This is a genomic window from Stenotrophomonas sp. a6, from assembly GCF_030913325.1.
GTDB lineage: Bacteria > Pseudomonadota > Gammaproteobacteria > Xanthomonadales > Xanthomonadaceae > Stenotrophomonas > Stenotrophomonas maltophilia.
On record NZ_CP133161.1, the window covers coordinates 1,235,301 to 1,258,237 of the forward strand.

Consider the following 22,937-nt stretch of genomic DNA (forward strand, 5'->3'; position numbering starts at 1 on the left):
GCCCCTGCAGGACAAAGAGACCGCGAGGCCCGGCAGCCGTCCGGGATGTGCCCCATGCGCTTGATGCGTTGGCCGAGTTTGGCCAGAAGCGACTATCTCACTGCCGACCTGGCCGCAACCCTCCCGAACCGCACTGGACTTGCTGCCTCCTGAACGCTAGCGTGCAAGGGATTTTTTGCCAGCAGGGGCTTCCATGAACCACGACGCTGCGCCCAAGCAGCTCACCTTCCGCGCAGTGGCCCTGGCCATCGTGCTGGCGGTGGTGCTGTCGGCCGCAAACGCCTACCTCGGTCTGTTCGCAGGCCTGACCATCGCCACCGCCATTCCCGCCGCGGTGATTTCCATGGGCGTGCTGCGCCTGCTGGGCGGTGGCTCCATCCTTGAAAACAACATCGTGCAGACCGGCGCTTCGGCCGGTTCGTCGATCGCCGCCGGTGTGATCTTCACCATCCCGGCGCTGGTGATCATGGGCTACTGGCCGGACTTCAAGTACTGGTGGGTGCTGGGCATCGCCGGCCTCGGCGGCCTGCTGGGCGTGTTGTTCTCGGTGCCGCTGCGTCGTTCGATGATCGTCGAAGACCCGCTTCCGTTCCCGGAAGGCAAGGCTGCGGCCGAAGTGCTCAAGGCCGGTGAGAATCCGGGCCCGGGCCTGAAGATCCTCGGCCTGTCGGCGGTGATCGGTGCCTTCGTCAAGCTGGCCGCGGAAAGCGGCATGCGCCTGATCCCGGACGCCTGGGCCACCTCGGCCTACGTCGGCAGCTCCAAGGTCACCGCCTTCATCGGTACCAACCTGTCGCCGGCACTGCTGGGCGTGGGCTACATCGTCGGCCTCAACGTCGGCATCGTGGTGGTGTCCGGTTCGATCCTGACCTGGCACATCGCCATTCCGATCTACCAGGCGTTCTTCATGAACACCGATCCGGCACTGGCCGCGTCGGTTGCCGCGGCTTCGTCCACCGAGGCGGCGTTCGCCATCTGGGGCGCGAAGATGCGCTACCTGGGTGTCGGCGCGATGCTGATCGGTGGCATCTGGACCCTGATCTCGCTGCGCAAGTCGCTGCTCAACGGCGTCAAGAGCGGCTTTGCCGCCGCCCGCAAGAGCGGTGGCCCGGTGCTGGCGCACACCGAGCGCGACCTGCCGATGAAGTGGATGCTGGTGGCCTTGGTGGTCTTCGTGCTGCCGCTGCTGGCCCTGTACCAGGCCATCGTCGGCCAGTGGCACGTGTCGATCCCGATGACCCTCATCATGATCGTCGCCGGCTTCCTGTTCGTTTCGGTCTCGGCCTACCTGGCCGGCCTGATCGGTTCGTCCAACAACCCGGTGTCGGGCATCACCATCTCCACCATCCTGTTCGCCTCGGCCGTGCTGGTCGTGCTGCTGGGCGCCGACGGCCTGAAGCCGGTCGGTGCCGGCGGCGCGCCGCTGGGCGCCGTGGCCGCCATCATGATCGGCGCGGTGGTGTGCTGCGCCGCTGCGGTTGGTGGTGACAACCTGCAGGACCTCAAGGCCGGCTACATCGTCGGCGCCACCCCGTGGAAGCAGCAGCTGATGCTGGGCATCGGTGCCTTCTCGTGTGCGCTGATCATGGCCCCGGTGCTGAACCTGCTGGCCACCGCCTACGGCATCGGCGTGAAGTCCGAGCTGCACCCGAACGCGCTGGCCGCACCGCAGGCCAACCTGATGGCCTCGGTGGCCAAGGGCCTGTTCGGTGGTGAACTGCCGTGGACCTTCATCGGCATCGGTGCCGTGGTCGGTGCCGCCATCATCGCCTTCGACAGCTGGCTGAAGGCGCGCAACGCCCGCTTCCGCGTGCCGGTGCTGGCCGCCGCCATCGGCATCTACCTGCCGCTGGAACTGATGGTGCCGATCTTCCTCGGCGGCCTGATCGCCCACCTGGTCGAGCGCTTCCACAAGGTGCGCGCCGATGACGAAGAAGGCCGCGACCGCGTGCACAAGCCGGGCGTGCTGTTCGCCGCCGGCCTGATCACCGGCGAAGCGCTGATGGGCATCGCCATCGCGATTCCGATCGTGGTCAGCAGCCGCGCCGACGTGCTGGCCGTGCCGTTCCACCTGCCGGGCGCGCAGTGGATCGGCCTGGCCGTGCTGTTCCTGGTCGGCTGGCTGATCTACCGCACCGGCAAGTACGCCAAGGCGTAAGGGGGCTCTGCCCCTGGGTTCAACGGGTAGTGCCGGCCGCTGGCCGGCAATCCCGGAATCCCGTGATACCCCTGGTTGCCGGCCAGCGGCCGGCACTACCGCAGACCCCGCTTCGGCGGGGTTTGCTGTTTCTGGCGATTGTCCGTCTGCAGCCATGACCGATGGCCTTGGCAGCCCCGGCCGCACGGGCCTACCATCGGGTTTTTGCCGTCCTGCGGAGACCCCGATGAAACTGCGTCATGCCCTGCTGCCACTGAGCCTGCTGGCCGCCCTGCCCAGCGTCGCCGCTGCCCGTGGCCTGGAAGTCCGCGACATGGTGGCCATGGACCGCGTCTCCGCGCCGGTGCTGACCGCTGACGGTGGCACCGTGGTGTTCGCCAAGCGCAGCGTCGATGCCAACCTGAAGGCCTCCACCGCGCTGTTCGCGCGCAACCTGCGCACCCGCGATGCAGCGCCGCCGAAGCAGATCACCCCGGCCGGCTGGAACGTCAATTCCGCTTCGCTGTCGGCCGATGGCCAGACCGTGTATTTCCTCAGTGCCAGGAACGGCAGCCAGCAGCTGTACGCGCAGCCGATCAGCGGCGGTGCTCCGCGCCAGCTGACCGATTTCCCGGTCGACGTGGACAGCTACCACGTGTCGCCGCAGGACGACCGCGTGCTGTTCAGCGCCGGCGTGTTCCAGGACTGTGCCTCGGACCTGGCCTGCACCGAGAAGAAACTGAAGGAAAAGAAGGACGCCAAGGCCAGCGGCCAGGTGTGGGATTCGCTGTTCGTGCGCCACTGGGACACCTGGAACGACGGTCGCCGCAACACCCTGTTCGTCGCTCCGCTGCCGACGGCCAAGGCCGGTGCGGTCAAGGGCGCGTCGGCGCTGAGCGCGACCATCGATGGTGATGCGCCGTCCAAGCCGTTCGGCGGCAATGATGACTTCGCGTGGTCGCCGGACGGCGCCAGCGTGGTGGCCAGCATCCGCGTGGCCGGCAAGCAGGAGCCGTGGTCGACCAACTTCGACCTGTACCGCTTCGACGCCGCCGGCAAGCAGGCACCGGTCAACCTGACCGCCTCCAACCCGGCCTGGGATGCCGGCCCTGTGTTCAGTGCGGACGGCAAGACCCTGTTCTACCGTGCGATGAAGCGCCCGGGCTTCGAGGCCGACCGCTTCGGCCTGATGGCGATGGACCTGGCCAGCGGCAAGACCCGCGAAATTGCGCCGCAGTGGGATCGCTCGGCGGGCGGCATCACCCTGTCCGCCGATGGTGCCAGCATCTACACCACGGCCGATGACCTTGGCGAACACCCGCTGTTCCAGATCGACGTGGCCAGCGGCAAGGCCACCAAGCTGATCGGCGACGGCAGCGTGACCTCGGTGGATGTGGCCGGCAACAGCGTGGCGATCACCCGCAACAGCCTGAAGAGCAACGACCAGGTGCTGGTCGGCCTGCTGCCGGCTGCGGGCGAGGCCATCGGCGAACTGCGCGCGCTGACCCCGGCCGCTGGTGAGGTGCTGAAGGACGTCAGCTTCGGCGACTACGAGCAGTTCGAGTTCAAGGGCTGGAACAACGACACCGTGCATGGCTATGTGGTCAAGCCGCACAACTACCAGGAAGGCAAGTCCTACCCGGTCGCGTTCCTGATCCACGGTGGCCCGCAGGGCAGCTTCGGCAATGGCTGGAGCTACCGTTGGAATCCGCAGACCTACGCGGGCCAGGGCTACGCCGTGGTGATGATCGACTTCCACGGTTCCACAGGCTACGGACAGGCCTTCACCGATGCGATCAGCCAGCACTGGGGCGACCGCCCGCTGGAAGACCTGCAGAAGGGCTGGGACGCGGCGCTGAAGAAGTACTCCTTCCTCAACGGTGACAAGGCCTGTGCGCTGGGCGCCAGCTACGGCGGCTTCATGGTCAACTGGATCGCCGGCAACTGGAACAGCCCGTTCAAGTGCCTGGTCAACCACGACGGCGTGTTCGACCAGCGCATGATGGGCTACGCCACCGAAGAGCTGTGGTTCACCGAGTGGGAGCAGGGCGGCACGCCGTACCAGAAGGCCGCGAACTACGAGAAGTTCAACCCGGTCAACCACGTGGCGGACTGGAAGAAGCCGATCCTGGTCATCCACGGCCAGCAGGACTTCCGCATTCCGGTCGAGCAGGGCCTGGCCGCGTTCACCGCTGCCCAGCGTCAGGGCATCGAATCGAAGTTCCTGTACTTCCCGGATGAAAACCACTGGGTGCTGAAGCCGAACAACAGCATCCTGTGGCATGACACCGTCAATGCCTGGCTGAAGCAGCACATCGGCAACTGATGACTGCAGCGCCGCCCTTCGGGGCGGCGCTTTTGTTTCGCCATCTGCTTTACCGGTGGGGGCCGACCGTTGGTCGGCACACCCTCATGATCCGCCGCCAACAGCAGCCGGCCAGCGGCCGGCTCTACCCAGAGCACCTGCATGATCCAGAACGACATCGTCGTCTTCGGTTTGATCGCCGCCACCCTTGGCGCCGTGTTCTGGACCGCCTCGCGCGAGCAGGGCCTGTGGAAGCGCTTCTACACGTTCGTGCCGGCGCTGCTGCTGTGCTACCTGATTCCCGGCATCTACAACACCGTCGGCCTGATCGATGGGCAGAACACCAAGCTCTACAACCCGATCGCACGCGACATCCTGCTGCCGGCAGCGCTGATCCTGCTGACCCTGGCGGTGGACATCAAGGGCATCCTGCGGCTGGGCCCGAAGCTGGTGCTGATGTACCTGGGCGCCTCGGCCAGCATCATGCTCGGTGCGGTGGTGGCGTTCCTGGCGATGCGCGCGCTGCATCCGGAAACCGTGGCCGGTGACACCTGGGCCGGCATGGCCGCATTGGCAGGCAGCTGGATCGGTGGCGGTGCCAACATGCTGGCAATGCGCGAAGTATTCGACGTCAATGCGACCACGTTCGGCCAGTTCGCGGTGGTCGATGTCGGTGTCGGCTACGTGTGGATGGCGGCACTGATCTTCCTGGCGGGGCGGGCAGCGAAGATCGACGCGCGCAGTGGCGCCGATACTTCGGCCATCGATGAACTGAAGGAGCGCATCGCGCGCTTCCAGGCCGAACACGAGCGCATTCCCAGCCTCACCGACCTGATGCTGATCGTGGCGGTGGCCTTCGGCGGCGTGGGCCTCTCGCACGCCATCGGCGCGCCGCTCGCAGCATGGTTCAAGGCCAACGTCAGCTGGGCCTCGCAGTTCAGCCTGGACGCGCCGTTCGTGTGGGTGGTGGTGCTGTCGACCACGCTGGGCCTGAGCCTGAGCTTCACCCGTGCGCGCACGCTGGAAGGCGCGGGCGCATCGCGCCTGGGCTCGCTGCTGCTGTACTTCCTGATCGCCTGCATCGGCATGCAGATGGATCTGGTGGCGCTGCTGGACCGCCCGTGGCTGTTCCTGCTCGGCCTGATCTGGATTGCCGTGCACATCGTGCTGCTGTGGTGCCTGGGCAAGCTGCTGAAGGTGCCGTTCTTCTATTTCGCCATCGGTTCGCAGTCGAACATCGGTGGACCGGCCTCGGCGCCGGTGGTGGCCGCGGCGTTCCATCCGGCACTGGCGCCGGTGGGCGTGCTGCTGGGCACGATGGGCTACGCCACCGGCACCTACCTGGCTTACATCGTCGGCATCACCCTGCGCGCGCTGGCCGGGCAGGGCTGATACGGCGATGGGGTGATGGGGTCAGATCCCTTTTGCGACGCAAAAGGGATCTGACCCCGGTTCCCGGTGAATCACGCCACCGGCAACCCGCGTTCGATCAACCACGCCTTCGCGTCTTCGGCGTCCTGCTCGAACCACGCCTGTGTCGACCCCAGCCGATACGTGTACCCCCAGGCATCCATGTCGGCCATCAACCGCGCACTGCCAACACCGGGCAGCTGCCCGGCCAGCACGATCTGCAGGTAGCAGGTGGCATCTTCCTCGGCCACCGAATCGGTGGCGTCGGTGTGCACCTGCGCGCGCCGCTCCGGCGGCAATACGATCAGGTGGCAGGCTTCATGCAGCATCGAATGCACCGGGGTGTCATCGCGCACATAGACATTGCTGGCGATGATGCCCGCCTCGGGCTCGCCCCAGTAGCTGCCGGGAATCGGTTCGCCTGCGGCCACGTGGTGCAGGCGAAGGCCATGCGCGGCGAGCAGGCACTGCGCGTCGGCGAAGGCGATGTCGCCCACGCAGGTGATGTCCACGGCGGTTGTCGTATCGGTCATGCAGGTCACGCGGCCCCGCCCATGCAGGCACGGGCGGGGCGGGGCATCAGGGTTTGTCCGGGCCTTCAGGCAGCGCCACGGAGATGTCCAGCACATCGTGCTGGCCATCCTTCACCAGGTCGACCTTCACCGCATCGACGTCGATGTTCACGTACTTCTTGATCACTTCCAGCAGCTCGCGCTGCAGCAGCGGCAGGTAGTCCGGGCCACCGCGGTGGCTGCGTTCCTGCGCGATGATGATCTGCAGGCGGTTCTTTGCGGTTTCGGCGGTGGTCTTCTTCGCTTTGAGGAAATCGAACAGGCCCATGCTTACCCTCCGAACAGCTTGCTGAAGAAGCCCTTCTTCTCGACGCTGGTGAAGCGCATCGGGCGATCTTCGCCGAGGATGCGCGCGACGGCGTCGTCATACGCCTGGCCGGCAGCGGATTCGACATCCAGGATCACCGGTTCGCCCTTGTTGGAGGCATTGAGCACGTCGCCCGATTCGGGGATCACGCCGATGGCCTTCAGCCCCAGCACTTCCTCGACGTCGGCGATGCTGAGCATCTCGCCGGTTTCCACACGCAGCGGGGTGTAGCGGGTCAGCAGCAGGAAGGCAGGCACGTTCTGGCCGGATTCGGCCTTGTGGGTCTTCGAGTCCAGCAGGCCGATGATGCGGTCGGAGTCGCGCACCGAGGACACTTCCGGGTTCACCACCACCACGGCGCGGTCGGCGAAGTACATCGCCAGGAATGCTCCCTTCTCGATGCCGGCCGGCGAGTCGCAGATGATGTAATCGAAGCCATCGGCGGCCAGGTCCTTCAGGACCTTGCCCACGCCTTCCTGGGTCAGTGCGTCCTTGTCGCGGGTCTGCGAGGCGGCCAACACATACAGGTTGTCGAAGCGCTTGTCCTTGATCAGGGCCTGCTTGAGGGTGGCTTCGCCATGCACGACGTTGACGAAGTCGTACACCACGCGGCGTTCGCACCCCATGATCAGGTCGAGGTTGCGCAGGCCGACGTCGAAGTCGATCACCGCCACCTTCTTGCCGCGCCGCGCCAGGCCACAGGCCAGGCTCGCGCTGGAAGTGGTCTTGCCCACGCCGCCCTTGCCGGAGGTGACTACGATGATTTCAGCCAAAGGACTTCTCCTGGTTCTGCATTAGTTTGGGGCTGCGTCAGTCCAGCGCAGCGATCTTGATCTGGTCCTGTTCCAGCCACACCTGCACGGCCTTGCCGCGCAGGTTGTCCGGAACATCGTCCAGTACCTTGTAGTGGCCTGCAATGGCCACCAGTTCCGCATGGAAATCACGGCAGAAGATGCGTGCCGCAGTGTTGCCCTGGGCCCCTGCCAGCGCGCGGCCGCGCAGGGTGCCGTAGATATGGATGCTGCCATCGGCGATGACCTCGGCGCCGGCGCCGACGGTGGCCATCACGGTCAGGTCGCAGTTCTCCGCGTACAGCTGCTGGCCCGAACGCACGTTGCCCAGCTGCATGCGGCCCGGCTGCGGCGCGGCTGCATCTGCGATCTTGGCTACCGGTGCGGCCGGGGCTGGCTTCGGTTCGGCGCGCGCGGCGCGGCGCGGTTCCGGCGCGGGCGGCGGCGGAGCCGCTTCGGCCTCGGCACGTTCGTACTGGGCGCGGAACTTGGCCAGCAGCGGCAGGCCGAGCTGCTGCGAGAGCAGGTCGACCGCGCTGGTGCCATAGGCCAGCGCCACCGGCAGCACGCCAGCGCTGCGCAGGCCATCGACCAGCGCCTGTGCGGTGGCCACGTCCGGAACCTGGCTCAGGCCGCCGAAATCGAGGATCACCGCCGCGCGGCCGAACAGCTTCGGCGCACGGGTCACGCGCTCGCGCATTTCCTGCACGAGGCGTTCGACATCAAGGGTACGGATGCGAAGGTTGGCGATGCCCACCTGGCCGATCTTCAGTTCACCGGCCTGTTCGTAATCGAAATTCACCGCCACGCTCAGGTCCCCGTCGGCCGCTGTGCCTGCGCCGGCAGCTGCCGGGCGCGTGTCCATGCCACATCCGGCAGCTTGCCGCCGTAGGTCTCCTGGACCCACGGGTAGCTGCACAGTTCCTTGGCCAGCATGCTGGCACGCACATCGACCTGGGCCATGGTGTTCTGGCCCAGCTCGCGGAAGCCGAAGCTGCCGTGGAAGAGCAGGGCGGCATCGGCGCCGTGGTCGAGGAAGACTTCGCAGGTCATCTGCGGGTAGCGCAGCTCGGCAAAGCTCTGCGCGTCGGCATAGAACGCACGGCCGACGCCACCGCCGCGGCGGCGGCTGGCGACCACAATGCGGTCGATGTAGAAGAAGGGGGTGTCCAGCTGCTGCTTGAACCAGGCGAAGTTGCTGCTGTCGTGCTGGCTGTCGCTGCCGAAGCCGATCAGGAAGCCGGCCAGGTTGCCGTCGCGCTCGGCGACGCGGAAATACTCAGCGGTTTCATAGAACAGGCGCAGGCGGGCCGCATCCAGGGGAAGGATGGCCAGGCCAGCGTTGTTGTTCAAAGCCAGGACGGAATCGAGCTCGTGCTCGCGCACGTCGCGGATGACAATCGACATTGTGACTCCGTGGGGTAACGCGGTTGGTCCATCAAGGGACCCTGCGCACGATTATTGCATGCCCGGGGTGGGCTGCGGCATGAACAGGCGACCGGGCAGGCATGACTTCCGTGGGGTGCGGTGTGCAGGCCGGGCCCGTAGAGTGCTGGCATGTTGGGAGTCCTCAGCCATACCCGCGTCCTTCGCCTGGCCGGCCTGTTCACCTGGGTCATGGTCGGTCTGCCCCTGGCGTACTCGCAGTTCGAGAACCTGCACAGCCGCGGTGACATGGGCGGCTGGGCGGTCCTGCTGTTCGTCGCCTACCTGTCCTTCGGCACCTCCTATTACTGGCTGACCCGCATCCTGCGCAGCGACAGCCCCACCAGCTGGCTGGACCGCGGCCTGCTGCTGTTGCTGACGATTTCGGCGCTGGGCGTCAGCTTCCTCAGCGGCTCGGGCCTGGGCAGCATCCTGATGATGGTGGCCGCCGGGGTCATCCCGTGGATGCTGTCGGTGCGGCTGGGCGTGCTGTGGCTGCTGGTCAGCCAACTGGCGGTGGCCCCGGTCTACTACTTGCTGCTGCGCTTCCCGTTGTTCGAAGCGGTGATGCAGTCGCTGCTGTACGGCGGCTTTTCCATGTTCATCTTCGTGACCAGCCTGGTTGCCCGGCAGCAGACCGAGGCGCGCGACGAACAGCGCCGGCTCAATTCAGAGCTGCGTGCCACCCGCGCCTTGCTTGCCGAGAGTGCCCGCGTCAATGAGCGCACCCGCATCTCGCGCGAGCTGCATGACCTGCTGGGCCACCAGCTGACCGCGCTGACCCTGAACCTGGAAGTGGCCGGGCACCTGGCCGAAGGGCAGGCGCTGGAGCACGTGAAGCGCTCCCACACCTTGGCCAAACTGCTGCTGGGCAACGTGCGCGAGGTGGTCAGCCAGCTGCGCGAGACCGGCGCGATCGACCTGGCCGCGGCGCTGCGCCCGCTGACCGAGAACGTGCCCTCGCTGGACATCCAGCTGGAGATCGAGGATCCGCTGAACGTGGAAGATCCCCAGCGGGCCCACGTCCTGCTGCGCTGCACGCAGGAGATCATCACCAACGCCGTGCGCCACGCCGGTGCGCGCCACCTGTGGATCAAGGTGTACCGTGAAGCCCCGGACCGGGTGGTGGTGGAGGCCCGCGACGACGGTGTCGGCGCGGACATGGTCAATGTGGGCAATGGCTTGCGCGGCATGCGCGAGCGCCTGCAACAATGTGGTGGCCAGCTGCAGATCGAGACCCGTCCCGGTGAAGGCTTCCGCCTGCGGGCAACGGTGCCGGCAACGGTGCTGGTGGCCGCCCTTACCAAGGTTCCTGAAGGAGTACGTTGATGATTCGCGTCTGCCTGGTCGATGACCAAACCCTGGTGCGGCAGGGAATCCGCTCCCTGCTGGCGCTCGACGATGGCATCGAGGTGGTGGCCGAGGCCGGCGATGGCCGGCAGGCGGTCGAGCTGATCCCGCAGGTGCGCCCCGACGTGGTCCTGATGGACATGCGCATGCCGGTGATGTCCGGACTGGAAGCGCTGCAGGTGCTGTCGCGGCAGGAACAGCTGCCGCCGACCATCATCCTCACCACCTTCGATGACGATCAGCTGGTGCTGGCTGGCCTCAAGGCCGGTGCCAAGGGTTACCTGCTCAAGGATGTGACCCTGGCACAGCTGGTCGGTGCCATCCGTACCGTGGCCGAGGGTGGTTCGCTGGTACAGCCGGCGGTGACCCAGCGCCTGTTGTCGGGCCTGGAGCACATGCGCAACGAGTTCGTCAGCCTGGACCGCCCGGACCCGCTGACCGACCGCGAGACCGAGATCCTGCGGCTGATGGCCAGCGGCTTCTCCAACAAGGAGATCGCCAACTCGCTGGGCGTGGCCGAGGGCACCATCAAGAACCACGTGTCCAACATCCTCTCCAAGCTGGGTGTGCGCGACCGTACGCGCGCGGTACTGAAGGCGTTCGAACTCCAGCTGGTCTGAGGAAAATCGTTTCGGTACAAAGACTTGGGTGGTGGCAGGGGGTTCCGGCCAAGGTGCCCCCCTACTTGCCGGGCAGCGGTATGCGTTACCCTTCGAATTCTTTGTCCATACAAATACGCAGCCGGCAGGGAAACCGGTGCGCCAATCCCGATAAACAATGCCCGCGAAGCCTGCTAGGATTGGCGCTTCGCTTCAATCAACCCGGCCGTGGGATCGGCCCCGGAGACTCTCTGAATGACCCGTATTATCGAGTTCCTGATCGCCTTGGGGATCGTGGCTGGCCTGTTCGTCATCATTGGCGTATGTCTGCCGGGCGAGCGTCACATCACCGAAAGCATCGAGACCAACCGCAAGATGACGATCGTGTACGACACGGTCAGCAGCCTGCGCCGCTTCAAGGACTGGAACCCGCTGGTACTGCGCGATCCCGCCGTTGAACTGAAGCTGTCCGGCCCGGCCTCCGGCAAGGGTGCCACCCTGGACTTCACCTCCAAGGACCTGGGCACCGGCTCCTGGAAGATCACCGACGCCGAAGAGAACAAGCGCGTTGCGATCGCCATCGAAGACGCCACCAAGGGTCACGACAAGGTCACCACCTTCACCCTGGAGCCGACCGGCAAGGGTGGCCGCAACGTGAAGATCACCCAGGACTACTCGGTGAAGTACGGCTTCGACCTGTTCGGCCGTTATGCAGGCCTGTATGTCAGCCGCCAGATCGGCGACGACATCAAGATGGGCCTGTCGCGCATGGCCAACATGCTGGCCACCGTCCCGAACGTCGACTACCGCACGCCGGAAGCCCCGCTGACCGATCTGGCCATCGTCGATGTGCCGGCTGAGGATCTGCTGGTCGTCAACGCCGGTAACGTGGACCGCGGTCAGGACACGATCACCAAGTCCATCAAGGACAACCAGGAGTGGATCAAGCGCGTGATGGAGGCCAATGGCCTTGAAGCCGCCGGTCCGTTCCGCATCATCACCACCGACTTCGGCCAGGAGAAGTACGCCTTCGACATCGCCCAGCCGGTGAAGAAGAAGGGTGCTGAAGGTGCCACCGCTGAAGCCCTGACCGTCAAGATCGACGGTGGCGCTCCGGTGAAGTATGTGCACGTGGCTCCGCACCGCTCGGCACATGCGGCCTACACCGGCCACATGGCGGGTCTGGACGTTGCCCGCAACGGCCTGCGCGCCTGGGCTGTGACCTCCGGCAACGAAGTGATCGACCGTCCGTACGAAACCTGGAAGGATGGCATCGACAAGTCGTTCACCCCGGAAGGTACCTACGACATTTACTGGGCCGTCAAGTAAGCCTCGGCTGACCCATGTAGTGTTGGACACGAAAACGCGCCGCTCATTGCGGCGCGTTTTTTTTTCATCTGGCGCCCGGAAAGGGCGCTGTGCAAGGAGCCCCCATGTTCAACCTGGAACGTCGCGCACGTAAGCCTTCCCTGCTGGCCTGTCTTGGTGCGCTGCTGGCGGCGGCCTCGATCGGCCTGTCCGCCTACGCATCGCACGCTGTGGCCGACCCGCTGGCACAGCAGCACCTGAACATGGCGGCACTGTATGCGTTCGCGCATGGCGCGGTGCTGGTGGCGCTTGGCCCGCGTGCGCAGGGGGCGATCGCGCACCTGGCGCTGTACGTGCTGCTGCTGGGCGTGTTGCTGTTTTCTGGCAGCCTGGTGGGTGGTGCGTTGTGGCAGTGGCCGACGCGGATGGCGCCGATCGGGGGCACCAGCATGATGGCCGGATGGGTGTTGCTGGCGATCAATGCGTTGAGGCGGTGACTGAGTCGAGGTTGTTTCTTCGATCCATGCTGATGCGATCTGCACCGTCCATGGGCGTTACTTTTCTTTTCGCGCGAAAAGAAAAGTAACCAAAAGAAACGCGCCGCCGGCCGCGAGCCGGTGCTGTGCACCGGTCCCCTGCGCTCCTCGGCCCGTCGAGGGGCGGTGCGGGAACTCGCTGCGCTCAGACACCCGCACCTCTTCGCCCTCGCCGGACCTGCGGTGCTCGGCTCGCTTGAAGGCGGACCCAACAGCCGCGCGCTGATCCCTTATAGAGGCTTCGAGCGAAGCGACCGGCTTCTGTCTTTGCCTTCTTGTTCCATCTCGTGGAGGGCGCGCGCGGAATCCGCCCGGACAGCTCCATGAATTTCGCCCTGCGGCCGCCACGAGGGGCTCAGCCGTTGGCCGGTCTCCAGCACCAATGCCACGGTTCGTAGACGATGCCGTGCGGGTTGTCGCGCGGGTAGCTCAGATGGAAGCCGTGCCCGCCGGCATGCGCCTGCAGCCACGCGAACGCGTCAGTGGTTTCGAATGATTCTTCGGCCGGGGCGTCGCCCGGTGTGCCGATGTCCAGCGCGTGGCCGCTGTGGTGTTCGCTGAAACCCGGTGCGGCATTCACCTTCAGGATCTCGGCCACGCTCAAGCCGCGCGCCAGCTTCCGTTCGAAGATGCCCAACTGGTAGGCATGGCTGCGGAAGCCGGAGATGGCGTCCAGCGCAATTCCATCCTGTGCCGCGTGCAGTCGCATCCGCCGCCAGCCCTGCGCGGCGCCACGGCGCAGCCACAATGGGCGTGCAAAGCGGTCGCGACCGGCGAAGTGCAGCAGGCACGGCTCGGATTCCAGCGGCAGGCCGCTGTCGTCGGCATAGCGCTGTGCATCCAGGCCAAGCTGCTGCAGGCGCTGCTGCAACCCGGCCAGCGGCAGCCACTGATCTTCCAGTCCGGCGCCGAAGGGCCGTGCAGCTGCGGCATCCAGCAGTGCCAATGCTTCCTCGACCCCGGGTTCGCGCGGCAGGCGCGGCACCATGGCGTGCACACCCTGCGCCAGTACCACCGCCAGATAGCGGCCATCACGCTTGCGCCGCAGCACCCACTGCGCCTGTGACAGCAGGCGTGAGTCTAGGTTGCTGCGCGCGCGCAGCAAGTCGGCGGGCCACAATTCGATGGCCTCGGTATTGATCAGCAGGGGGGCGCGTCGTTGCATCGCCGCAGCTTACTGCCGTGGCGCCGACGCGGCCACCTTGCGCAGCGCATCGAGCAGCGCCTGCGGCCGGTCCACACTGAGCAGCAGCGTGCTGCCATCACTGACCGGCAGGGCGAGCACACGCGCACGGTCGGTGACCAGGGCGAAGCCCTTGCCGCCTCCCTGCAGGCGAAAGTGGCCCGAGTAGAAGCCCGGCATTGAATAGCCATTGGTTTTGACACGGATGCCGTAGCGGCGGTCACGCTGCAGGTCGACCACCTCGGCCTGGTCCAGCCGCAACTGCGCCACCGGCACCCGCCGCCGGTACATCGTTGAACGCACGTCCAGCACATCGCCGGCCAGTTCCACCCGGCGGCGGAAGAAGGCCGTGCCCAGTCCAATGCCCAGCAGGGCAATCACCAGCAGGCTCCATGCCGCACTGCCGCCCATCCGGAACCAGGGCGGCGACAGCGTTACTTCGATCCAGGGTGCGCTCGCCGGTGCCTTGTACAGCTGCGCATACAGGCAGGCCACGAAGGCAGCCAGCAGCGGCAGCACGATCCAGAGCACGCGCAGCGGCGAGCTCTCGGCCACGTCAAAGGGTTTCGGGTCGCTGCCGCCCATGGTTCAGGCCTCCTTCTTGAACACCAGCATCGCCGGGCGCATCGGCGCCGGGATGATGATGTTGACCAGTTCCCAGCCCAGTTGGCCCTGGCGGCTGAGTTCGGCCTGCACGTCCTCGGGCTTGAGTACACCCATCATGGACGTCTTGACCTCGATGGTCTGGTAGCTCCAGCGCTTGCTCATTCCTTGTCCTCCGGCGATGGCGTGGGTTTCGGCAGGCGTCCTGCCTTGCGCAGGGCGTCGCGCAGTACGTATTCGATCTGCGCGTTGAGGCTGCGCAGCTCGTCGTCAGCCCAGCGCTGTGCCGCGGCCAGGACCTCGGCATTGATGCGCAGCGGATAGGCTTTCTTCTCACTCATGAAAACTCCTGGCGGGGCGGTGGGGCACCCCGTTGCGAGGATGGCTCAGTAAAGCGAACCGGCGTTGACGATCGGTTGGGTGCCGCGGTCCGAGCACAGCACGGTCAGCAGGTTGCTGACCATGTGCGCCTTGCGTTCCTCGTCCAGTTCAACCACGCCGTTCTTCTGCAGTTCGGCCAGGGCCATTTCGACCATGCCGACTGCACCGGCCACGATGCGCGTGCGAGCGGCGATCACCGCGTTGGCCTGCTGACGCTGCAGCATGGCCTGGGCAATTTCAGCGGCGTAGGCCAGGTGGCTGATGCGTGCGTCGATCACCTGCACGCCGGCGTCGGCCAGACGCTCGGCCAGCTCGTTCTTCAGGTGCTGGGAGATCTCGCTGGCGTGGCTGCGCAGGGCCAGCTGGCCATCCTCGTGCTGGTCGTAGGGATAGCTGGTGGCCATCGCGCGCAGCGCGGATTCGGACTGGATGTGCACGAAGCTCTCGTAGTCGTCCACGTTGTAGACCGCTTCGGAGGCGTCGACCACCTGCCAGACGATCACTGCGGCGATCTCGATGGGGCTGCCGTCCAGCTCGTTGACCTTCAGCTTGCCGCTCTCGAAGTTGCGCACGCGCTGGCTGACCCGGCGCTTGGCATAGAAGGGGTTGTTCCAGCGCAGGCCGTTGTCCTTGACCGTGCCCACGTACTTGCCGAACAGGCTCAGCACGGCCGCCTGGTTGGGCTGGATGGTGTACAGGCCTGCCAGGATGAACACGCCCAGCGCCACCAGCAGGGCGCCCAGCAGCATCAGCAACAGGTTGGGCGAGCCGGCACTGGCCTTGGCTGCCACTCCCAGTACGAACAGGGCGGCGCCAGCGAGGGCGACGAGCAGGGCGCCGGCCAGCGTGCCGAGGCCGTTGAGGGAAGACAGCGACTTCTCTTTCATGGCGGTACGTCCTTGAGGGTTCGGAATTAAGATATCAAAGTGATATCACTTGTCGGCTACCGTTCGTCGGATGCCGTGGCCGGGGCGGTCGGCCAGCTAGAATGCCCACCCGCCTTCACATCGCTGCTGGAACCGCCATGGCCAAGCTTGGAACTCCGTTGTCCCCCTCCGCCACCCGCGTGCTGCTGCTGGGCTCGGGCGAACTCGGCAAGGAGGTGGCCATCGAGCTGCAGCGGCTGGGCGTGGAGGTGATCGCCGCCGATCGCTATGCCGATGCGCCGGCCATGCAGGTCGCGCACCGTTCGCACGTGATCGACATGCTCGACGCGATGGCCCTGCGTGCGCTGATCGCCCAGGAGCAGCCGCACCTGGTGGTGCCGGAGATCGAGGCCATCCACACCGAAACCCTGGTCCAGCTGGAACAGGAACAGGGCCTGCGGGTGATCCCGACCGCGCGCGCTGCGCGCCTGACCATGGACCGCGAAGGCATCCGCCGCCTGGCCGCCGAGACCCTGGGCCTGCCGACCTCGCCGTACCGCTTCGTCGATACCGAGGCCGAATACCGTGCTGCCGTGGCCGCCATCGGCCTGCCGTGCGTGGTCAAGCCGGTGATGTCGTCCTCGGGCAAGGGCCAGAGCACCCTGCGCAGCGAGGCGGACATCGCCCCGGCGTGGGAGTACGCGCAGACCGGTGGCCGTGCCGGTGCCGGCCGCTGCATCGTCGAAGGCTTCATCGATTTCGATTACGAGATCACCCTGCTGACCGTGCGCCATGCCGGCGGCACCTCGTTCTGCGCGCCGATCGGCCATCTGCAGAAAGATGGTGATTACCGCGAAAGCTGGCAGCCGCAGCCGATGTCGAGCGCGGCACTGGCGCGTGCCGAAGAGATTTCGCGCGCGATCACCGACGACCTCGGCGGCTGGGGCCTGTTCGGTGTGGAGCTGTTCGTGAAGGGCGACGAGGTGTGGTTCAGCGAAGTGTCGCCGCGCCCGCACGACACCGGCCTGGTGACGCTGGTATCGCAGGAACTGAGCGAGTTCGCGCTGCACGCGCGCGCCATCCTCGGCCTGCCGATCCCGGTGATCCGCCAGAGCGGCCCGTCGGCATCGTGCGCGCTGCTGGCGCATGGCGAAGGCGTGCCGTACTTCAACAACGTCGCCGCCGCACTGCAGGTGCCGGACACCGCCGTGCGCCTGTTCGGCAAGCCGAGTGTGCACGGCCATCGCCGCGTGGGTGTGACCCTGGCGCGCGCGGAAAGCATCGACGAAGCGCGAGCCATCGCGCGTGATGCCGCCGACGCCATCGGCGTCGAGCTGCGCCCGTAAAAAAGGAGCGACGACCAACGGTCGTCGCCTACCGAAACCCGGTGGGTACCGACCGTTGGTCGGTACGCTGCTCTACCGCACGTCCACCCACACCAGGTGGTGGTCGCTGCCGTCGGCGATCTTCGCTTCCGGGCTTTCATTGGCCGGCCAGAAGATACCGCTGCCCACGTATTCGAAACCGGTCGAGGGCAGCACATAGTCCAGGCGCATGGTGCCGGACTTCGGGCCGAAGTCGCCGGTGGCGTGGAACGGTGCGCCCTTGCGCTCGATGCCCTTGGCCGCATAGGCCAGGCTGGTCTGCTCGCCGCCGACGCTGCGCGGGGTCGGGTAGCGCAGCACGCGGGCGTTCTCGATCAGTTCGACGATCGCCTCATGGCGGCCATCGCCATCGACCGGGTCATTGTTGAGGTCGCCGAGGATCACGAAGCGCGCGTCCTGCGCCAGGCCGCCGCACTGGCCCTTGTCGTCGCACAGCCACGGCTTGTCACCCTTGGACAGGTATCCCTGCCACAGGCGCAGTTCGTCGTGGTTGCGCGCCGCGTTGCGCTTCTCCGGACCGTCGAACACCGGCGGGGTCGGATGCGAGACCAGCGCATGCACCACGCCGGCCGGGGTCTTCACCGGCACGTCCCAATGCGACTTCGACGACAGGCGCAGCTGCGACCACACGTGGTCGTTGTAGAAGCTCTGGCCGGTACGCGGATCGACCGGGCGGATCGCACCGGGCATCGCGCTCCACTTCAGCAGCTGGAAGCTGCGCACCTTGGCTTCATCGATCGGGTAGCGCGACAGTAACAGCATGCCGTACTGGCCCGGGTGCAGGCCGTAGCCCCACGCGTCATTGCCACGGCTGCGGCCTTCGCCGCCGACCACGCCGTTGTTGTCCAGGTCCAGGCCGCTGGGCACGCCGGTGTTGACCGGCGCCAGGTAACGGTAGGCGAAGTGCAGCGGCTTGCCGCCGCCAGGCTGGGCCACTTCCAGGTAGCGCTTCTGGAACAGGTCGGCGGCGCGATGGGCGTCGTCGAAATCGAATTCGTTCAGCAGCACCAGGTCCGGGCGCACCTGCTGCAGCACTGCGGCGATCTTGCGCGCGTGCTCGCTGTCGCCTTCCAGTTCCTTGATCAGGCCACCGGCGTCGTCGGAGTACAGCGAAGTGTTGTAGGTGGCCAGGCGCAGCGCTGCGGACGGCTTTTCGGTCATCGCGGGGGACGTGGCGAAGGCAGGGGCGGTGGCGCCGCAGAGCAGGGCCAGGGCGAGGATCAGGGGATGGCGGCGGGTCATGTTCATGGGCCGTATTGTGCACCCGGCCCGGTGTCAGCGGTTTGTCAGCGCCCGTCCAGATCATTGTCGAAATCGTGCCAGCGGCGGCCATCGTAGGCTTCCAGCGGATGGAAGCGACGCTTGTAGTCCATCTTCTGGTGGCCGCGGATCCAGTAGCCCAGATACACGTGCGGCAGCCCCTCGCGGCGCGCCCATTCGATCTGTTGCAGGATCGCGAAGGTGCCCAGCCCGCGCGCGGCATGGTCCGGGTCGAAGAAGGTGTAGACCGCCGACAGCCCGTGCTCGGTGACGTCGGTCACCGCCACCCCCAGCAGCTGGCTGGGCTGGCCGTCGTGGCCGGGCAGGCGCATTTCCATGAAGCGGGTGTGCGACCAGCTGCCGATCAGGAACTGCTCGAACTCGTGCGGTCCATGGTCGTCCATGCCGCCGTTGGCGTGGCGGTGGGTGAGGTAGCGGTGATACAGCGCGAACAGGTCGTCGCGGGCGGTGGCGGCGGTGATCCGCACCTCCAGGTCGGCATTGCGGGCGGCGCAGCGGCGTTGGCTGCGGTCCGGAGCGAAGCGTGCCACCGGGATCCGCACTGCGACGCAGGCCTGGCAGTGCGCGCAATGCGGCCGGTAGACCAGGTCGCCGCTGCGGCGGAAGCCCCAGCTCAGTGCCAGCGGATAGAGCGCACCGAGGCGGCGGTCGTTCGGGTCCAGCACCAGGTCGCGTGCCACCCGGTCCGACCAGTACCCGCAGGGGTGCTCGCCGGTCTGGAAAAGTCGCAGTTCGTCGTCTCTGTCGCCATGTATCGCCATGGGCACAGCATAGCCCCAGGTTGTCGCAGTGGCGGCGACTGTCCGGCGGATGAATGGAATCGGCAGTAGCGTCAACCGACGTCGCGCCCGGGCGTTGTTGTCCCCCGAGGGTGAAGTGATCACCCCGACGCTGTTCCCATCCCCAGGAGTGACCTCATGATCCGTACCCCCCTGCTGCTGGCCCTGCTGCTGGGCACCTCCGCTTCCGGTATCGCGCTGGCCGCTGACACCCCGACCACGCCCGCGCCGCGCCCGGCCAGGCTGGACACCAACGGCGACGGCGTCATCGACCGCAGCGAGGCGGCCGCCAACCCGCGCCTGGCCGCGAAGTTCGACGAGCTGGACAAGAACAAGGACGGCAAGCTCTCGCGCGATGAGCTGCCGCGCTGGCAGCATGGGCGACGTGGCCACGGCGGTGAGCGCTGGGCCAAGCTGGACGTCAACAAGGACGGCCGCATCAGCCGCGAGGAAGCCAAGGCCGATCCGCGCCTGGCCGCGCGCTTCGACCAGCTTGATCTGAACAAGGACGGCTACCTGGACAAGGCCGACCGCGAGCTGCGCATGAAGCAGCATCGTGATGCCTGGTTCGCTGCCGCCGACACCAACAAGGATGGCCAGCTGAGCAAGGCCGAGTTCGACGCTGCCAAGGGCCCGATGCACGGTGGCCCGCGCCATGGCGGTCCGCGTGATGGCGCTGCGCCGAAGCCGCAGCGCTGAGGTTCAATGCAGTGATTGATGACAACGCCGGCGTACTGCCGGCGTTGTCCGTTACACGTTTCCGTTGCGCATCAGCGCATATACCACCAGGCCGATCACGAATACGTTCGCCCCGATGATGCCGGTGCGCCCGTACACGGATTCATATTTCCAGTTGGTTCCGCTGCGGCCGCGCCGCGCTGAATCGCGCGCGATCATGGGTGCCATCACGCGCTGCAGCGGCACCAGGCACTGGTAGTTCACCGTACCCAGGCCGATGACGAGAATCGCAAGTTGCAGCCAGATTGGCACCTGCAGCATCTGCGAGATCAGCAGGCTGGTGCAGACGACCATCGCGGTGAACGTATTGAGGTGCACGAAGCGCCGCACTGCTGTTCGTTCCTGCTGGGTGTCTGCGAAGCGCAGCAGGAAGCGGCCACCCAGATAGCTGCCGATGATGCCGCCGACGACGCCACCGGCAACGGTGGCCCAGTCGCTGGCGGGAATCAGGTGCAGCTGGCTGGCGGCGGCCGTCAGTGAACCCATGGCAGCCCCGCCTGCGGCACTGACGCCGCCCAGGCCCAGCTTGCTGCCGCCCACGCCGACGCCGGTGCCGAGCAGGATCGCGGCGCTGGCGGTGCCGGGCGCGGCCACCAGTACCATCGAAGCCACCGCCGTGGCGAATGCGGCGCTCGGCGCGCTGCTGCGCGCGAACTCACCGAAGCGCTGCAGCAGGCCGTCGCGCACCAGGGCACGTGCACGTGACAGGCGCTTGCGCACGGCCGCATCGCTGAGCCCGAGCAGATCGGCGACCTGTTGCGAGCGCTGCCCTTCGCGGTAGTACAGCAGCAGGACTTCGCGGCTGTCGGCCGGCAACGCTGAAATGATGTCCTCGGCGGCGATCTCTTCTTCCACCCGCTGCAGGCGGTCGGCCGCGCCCGGTGAAGGGTCGGCGGCCATGCCCATCGCCACCTCGGCGGCCTCGCCGGTCAGCGGCCGGCCACGTTGTGCACGCAGCCAATCGCGGGCCAGGTTGCGGGTGATCTGCCGAAGCCAGGGCAGGAAGCTGGTCGAACTGCGCAGCTGGTGCAGCTGCTGCCAGCCCTTGACGAAGGCTTCCTGGGCGATGTCCTCGCTGGCCTGGCGGTCGCGGGTGATGGCCAGCGCGATGGCGGTGACCGTGTTCTGGCAAGCCAGCACGATGCGGCCATAGGCGTGCTGGCAACCGCTGGCGGCGGCCGGCAGTTCGCGTTCCAGGGTCTGGTCGATCGATGCGGCGAACGTCGTCATGGCGGCGGCTCTCCTGCTGGGATTGTGTCCCATGACGGAGCCGCGCGCCCAATGTGACCGACTTTCTGTGCGGTAGTGCCGGCCGCTGGCCGCCATCCTCATGACAAAAAAGGGGACGGAGGGGATTAAGTCGTTTGTGCCTCAAACGACTTAATCCCCTCCGTCCCCTTTTTGTGGCTGCCGGACGGCGGCCGGCACTACCCGTGCGTCATTTTGAGGGCTGGATGCGGACCCGGACTTCTTCTTCCTCTTCCGGCGCGGCCTGCGGTGCCGGCTGTACCTGCTGCGGCTGGGCCTGCGGCGCAGGGGCCGGTGCGACCGGTGCCGGGGCACCGCGATGGCGCAGGCCGATCACCAACGCCACGCCGGCGATCACCACCAGCAGGGCGATGCGGATGCGCCAGGCCCAGCTGCGGCCGCCGCTGCCCGGTTCCGGCGCGTCGCGGAAGGCGAACTCGGCGGTCGGGTGGTCGCGACGGGTGGTGTCGAGCAGGCGCGCCTCGCGCAGGATTTCACGCGCGCGCGGCTGGTCGTCGGCGCGTACGATCCACACCGCCGGATAGGCGTTGGCGTTGCCCAGGTCGGTATAGCTGAACTGACCGCGGCGGCGGGTCTTGTACGAGCGCCCGTTGGTCACCTTGACGTCGATGCCATGCTCGCGCAGGAGCTCGGCCACGCCTTCGACGGTTTCCACGCGCTGGCTGCTGAAGATCTGGCGCATGGGGTTACTCCTTGGCTGGCACGGCAGCGGCCGCGGCCTGGTCGGGAACGACGCGGATCAGGCCTTCCTGCGCGGTGCTGGCCACCAGCACGCCATTGCGGGTGAAGAACTGGCCGCGGGCCAGGCCGCGCGAATCCTGCGCGCTGGGGCTGTCCAGCGAATACAGCAGCCAGTCGTCGGCGCGGAACGGGCGGTGGAACCAGATCGCGTGGTCGAGCGAGGCCATCTGCACGTGCGGGTGGTAGTAGCTGATACCGTGCGGGAAGGTCGCCGTGCCCAGCAGGTGGAAGTCGGAGGCGTAAGCCAGCAGCGCCTGGTGCAGCTCCGGCGCATCGCCCACCGGTTCGCTCAGGCGCAGCCACACCTGGTGGTAGGGCGGGCGCTTGGGTGGGTTCAGTTCGTCGCGCGGGTACACGTGGCGGAACTCGAACGGGCCACCGCGCGACAGCCAGCGCTGCACCTTGATCGGCAGGCGTTCGAGCACTTCCGCCGGCAGCGGACGATTCGGCTCGATGTCTTCCGGCTGTGGCACTTCGGGCATCTTGTGCTGGTGCTCGGCGCCGGTCTCGGCCTGCTGGAACGAGGCCGCGCAGAAGAAGATCACCTTGCCGTGCTGGATCGCGGTGACCCGGCGCACCGAGAAGCTGCCGCCGTCGCGGGTACGGTCCACGTCGTAGACGATCGGGTGGTCGATGTTGCCGGCGCGCAGGAAATAGGCGTGCAGTGAGTGCACGTGGCGGCCATTGTCGACCGTGGCCTGCGCTGCGGCCAGCGCCTGGCCCAGCACTTGCCCGCCGAACACGTACTTGGTGCCGATGTCGCGGCTCTGCCCGCGGAACAGGTTGTCCTCCAGACGCTCCAGCGTGAGCAGGTCGATCAGCTCGGAGACGACGGGTTCGGGCGTGTCGTTCAAGGGGGGGCGGCCACAGCAGTGAAGAGGCCCCGATTATACCGGTGCAGGCCAGCCCATCATCGGTAGTGCCGGCCGCTGGCCGGCAGCCACAGGCGTCCCGGAAGGATTGCCTGGTTG

24 protein-coding genes are annotated in these 22,937 nt (G+C 66.8%); 9 read left to right on the forward strand and 15 right to left on the reverse strand.

Annotated elements, in window-relative coordinates:
- Nucleotides 1–193: 193 nt before the first annotated feature.
- From Q9Q79_RS05755 to Q9Q79_RS05765, 3 genes are all read left to right on the forward strand, one after another.
- The gene (locus Q9Q79_RS05755) at nt 194–2,158 is read left to right on the forward strand and encodes an oligopeptide transporter, OPT family (RefSeq protein WP_005408528.1); all 1,965 of its coding nucleotides are present in this window, start codon (nt 194–196) and stop codon (nt 2,156–2,158) included.
- 226 nt (nt 2,159–2,384) lie between these two features.
- Complete coding sequence (locus Q9Q79_RS05760; RefSeq protein ID WP_043034135.1) at nt 2,385–4,463, forward strand: S9 family peptidase; 2,079 nt, start codon at nt 2,385–2,387, stop codon at nt 4,461–4,463.
- Nucleotides 4,464–4,604: 141 nt separating this feature from the next.
- Nucleotides 4,605–5,834 (forward strand): DUF819 family protein, encoded by a 1,230-nt coding sequence (locus Q9Q79_RS05765; RefSeq protein WP_012479439.1) that lies wholly within the window; start codon nt 4,605–4,607, stop codon nt 5,832–5,834.
- Between the two features lie 71 nt (nt 5,835–5,905).
- Here Q9Q79_RS05765 and Q9Q79_RS05770 read toward each other — a convergent pair whose 3' ends face one another.
- Genes Q9Q79_RS05770 through Q9Q79_RS05790 form a run of 5 tightly spaced genes read right to left on the reverse strand, consistent with a single transcriptional unit; the run spans nt 5,906 to nt 8,929 of the window.
- On the reverse strand, nt 5,906–6,385 hold the full coding sequence (locus Q9Q79_RS05770) for a hypothetical protein (protein ID WP_005412610.1): 480 nt from the start codon (nt 6,383–6,385) through the stop codon (nt 5,906–5,908).
- A 46-nt stretch (nt 6,386–6,431) separates the two neighbouring features.
- Nucleotides 6,432–6,692: a cell division topological specificity factor MinE gene (gene minE, locus Q9Q79_RS05775; protein ID WP_005408532.1), complete on the reverse strand. Its 261-nt coding sequence runs from the start codon at nt 6,690–6,692 to the stop codon at nt 6,432–6,434.
- A 2-nt stretch (nt 6,693–6,694) separates the two neighbouring features.
- Nucleotides 6,695–7,504 (reverse strand): septum site-determining protein MinD, encoded by an 810-nt coding sequence (minD, locus tag Q9Q79_RS05780; protein ID WP_005408533.1) that lies wholly within the window; start codon nt 7,502–7,504, stop codon nt 6,695–6,697.
- A 37-nt stretch (nt 7,505–7,541) separates the two neighbouring features.
- The gene (gene minC / locus Q9Q79_RS05785) at nt 7,542–8,387 is read right to left on the reverse strand and encodes a septum site-determining protein MinC (protein ID WP_043034132.1); all 846 of its coding nucleotides are present in this window, start codon (nt 8,385–8,387) and stop codon (nt 7,542–7,544) included.
- Entirely contained in the window at nt 8,333–8,929 is a 597-nt protein-coding gene (locus Q9Q79_RS05790) for a GNAT family N-acetyltransferase (protein WP_005408535.1), read from the reverse strand. The genes minC and Q9Q79_RS05790 overlap by 55 nt, the downstream gene beginning before the upstream one ends.
- Before the next feature lie 150 nt (nt 8,930–9,079).
- On the opposite strand from Q9Q79_RS05790, the gene Q9Q79_RS05795 reads away from it, so the two are divergent.
- The 4 genes from Q9Q79_RS05795 to Q9Q79_RS05810 all read left to right on the forward strand — a co-directional run bounded on the left by Q9Q79_RS05795 (nt 9,080) and on the right by Q9Q79_RS05810 (nt 12,701).
- A complete protein-coding gene (locus Q9Q79_RS05795) occupies nt 9,080–10,276 on the forward strand; it encodes a sensor histidine kinase (RefSeq protein WP_005408536.1) in 1,197 nt (398 codons plus the stop codon).
- A complete protein-coding gene (locus tag Q9Q79_RS05800; protein ID WP_005408537.1) occupies nt 10,276–10,917 on the forward strand; it encodes a response regulator transcription factor in 642 nt (213 codons plus the stop codon). Before Q9Q79_RS05795 ends, Q9Q79_RS05800 begins: the two co-directional genes overlap by 1 nt.
- 234 nt (nt 10,918–11,151) lie before the next feature.
- Complete coding sequence (locus Q9Q79_RS05805; protein WP_005408538.1) at nt 11,152–12,225, forward strand: SRPBCC family protein; 1,074 nt, start codon at nt 11,152–11,154, stop codon at nt 12,223–12,225.
- Between the two features lie 104 nt (nt 12,226–12,329).
- Nucleotides 12,330–12,701, forward strand: a complete 372-nt coding sequence (locus tag Q9Q79_RS05810; protein ID WP_005412612.1) for a DUF423 domain-containing protein — start codon at nt 12,330–12,332, stop codon at nt 12,699–12,701.
- A gap of 394 nt (nt 12,702–13,095) precedes the next feature.
- On the opposite strand, the gene Q9Q79_RS05815 is transcribed toward Q9Q79_RS05810, so the two are convergent.
- The 5 genes from Q9Q79_RS05815 to Q9Q79_RS05835 are packed head-to-tail and all read right to left on the reverse strand — an operon-like array spanning nt 13,096 to nt 15,794.
- Nucleotides 13,096–13,905 carry a M15 family metallopeptidase gene (locus tag Q9Q79_RS05815; RefSeq protein ID WP_099530014.1) on the reverse strand — a complete coding sequence of 270 codons (810 nt, stop codon included), beginning with the start codon at nt 13,903–13,905 and terminating at the stop codon, nt 13,096–13,098.
- Nucleotides 13,906–13,914: 9 nt separating this feature from the next.
- Nucleotides 13,915–14,508, reverse strand: coding sequence for a PH domain-containing protein (locus Q9Q79_RS05820; protein ID WP_024956285.1), 594 nt, complete (start codon nt 14,506–14,508; stop codon nt 13,915–13,917).
- A 3-nt stretch (nt 14,509–14,511) separates the two neighbouring features.
- On the reverse strand, nt 14,512–14,691 hold the full coding sequence (locus Q9Q79_RS05825; RefSeq protein WP_005408542.1) for a DUF4177 domain-containing protein: 180 nt from the start codon (nt 14,689–14,691) through the stop codon (nt 14,512–14,514).
- On the reverse strand, nt 14,688–14,867 hold the full coding sequence (locus tag Q9Q79_RS05830) for a hypothetical protein (RefSeq protein ID WP_005408543.1): 180 nt from the start codon (nt 14,865–14,867) through the stop codon (nt 14,688–14,690). The genes Q9Q79_RS05825 and Q9Q79_RS05830 overlap by 4 nt, the downstream gene beginning before the upstream one ends.
- A 45-nt stretch (nt 14,868–14,912) precedes the next feature.
- Nucleotides 14,913–15,794: an SPFH domain-containing protein gene (locus Q9Q79_RS05835; RefSeq protein WP_005408544.1), complete on the reverse strand. Its 882-nt coding sequence runs from the start codon at nt 15,792–15,794 to the stop codon at nt 14,913–14,915.
- Between the two features lie 137 nt (nt 15,795–15,931).
- Here Q9Q79_RS05835 and purT point away from each other — a divergent pair, with 137 nt between their 5' ends.
- Complete coding sequence (gene purT / locus Q9Q79_RS05840; protein WP_087802922.1) at nt 15,932–17,119, forward strand: formate-dependent phosphoribosylglycinamide formyltransferase; 1,188 nt, start codon at nt 15,932–15,934, stop codon at nt 17,117–17,119.
- Between the two features lie 72 nt (nt 17,120–17,191).
- Here purT and Q9Q79_RS05845 read toward each other — a convergent pair whose 3' ends face one another.
- Together Q9Q79_RS05845 and Q9Q79_RS05850 are read right to left on the reverse strand one after the other, a co-directional pair.
- On the reverse strand, nt 17,192–18,406 hold the full coding sequence (locus tag Q9Q79_RS05845; RefSeq protein ID WP_201863652.1) for an endonuclease/exonuclease/phosphatase family protein: 1,215 nt from the start codon (nt 18,404–18,406) through the stop codon (nt 17,192–17,194).
- A gap of 38 nt (nt 18,407–18,444) precedes the next feature.
- Nucleotides 18,445–19,200 (reverse strand): arginyltransferase, encoded by a 756-nt coding sequence (locus Q9Q79_RS05850; RefSeq protein ID WP_005408547.1) that lies wholly within the window; start codon nt 19,198–19,200, stop codon nt 18,445–18,447.
- 156 nt (nt 19,201–19,356) lie between these two features.
- On the opposite strand from Q9Q79_RS05850, the gene Q9Q79_RS05855 reads away from it, so the two are divergent.
- Nucleotides 19,357–19,917: an EF-hand domain-containing protein gene (locus Q9Q79_RS05855; RefSeq protein WP_005412620.1), complete on the forward strand. Its 561-nt coding sequence runs from the start codon at nt 19,357–19,359 to the stop codon at nt 19,915–19,917.
- A gap of 51 nt (nt 19,918–19,968) precedes the next feature.
- Here the strand turns inward: Q9Q79_RS05855 and Q9Q79_RS05860 are convergent, their stop codons facing one another.
- From Q9Q79_RS05860 to tesB, 3 genes are all read right to left on the reverse strand, one after another.
- Nucleotides 19,969–21,186, reverse strand: a complete 1,218-nt coding sequence (locus Q9Q79_RS05860; protein WP_049395529.1) for a sigma-70 family RNA polymerase sigma factor — start codon at nt 21,184–21,186, stop codon at nt 19,969–19,971.
- A 208-nt stretch (nt 21,187–21,394) separates the two neighbouring features.
- Entirely contained in the window at nt 21,395–21,907 is a 513-nt protein-coding gene (locus Q9Q79_RS05865; RefSeq protein ID WP_012479448.1) for a hypothetical protein, read from the reverse strand.
- A gap of 4 nt (nt 21,908–21,911) precedes the next feature.
- A complete protein-coding gene (gene tesB, locus Q9Q79_RS05870; protein ID WP_005412623.1) occupies nt 21,912–22,820 on the reverse strand; it encodes an acyl-CoA thioesterase II in 909 nt (302 codons plus the stop codon).
- Nucleotides 22,821–22,937 lie beyond the last annotated feature (117 nt).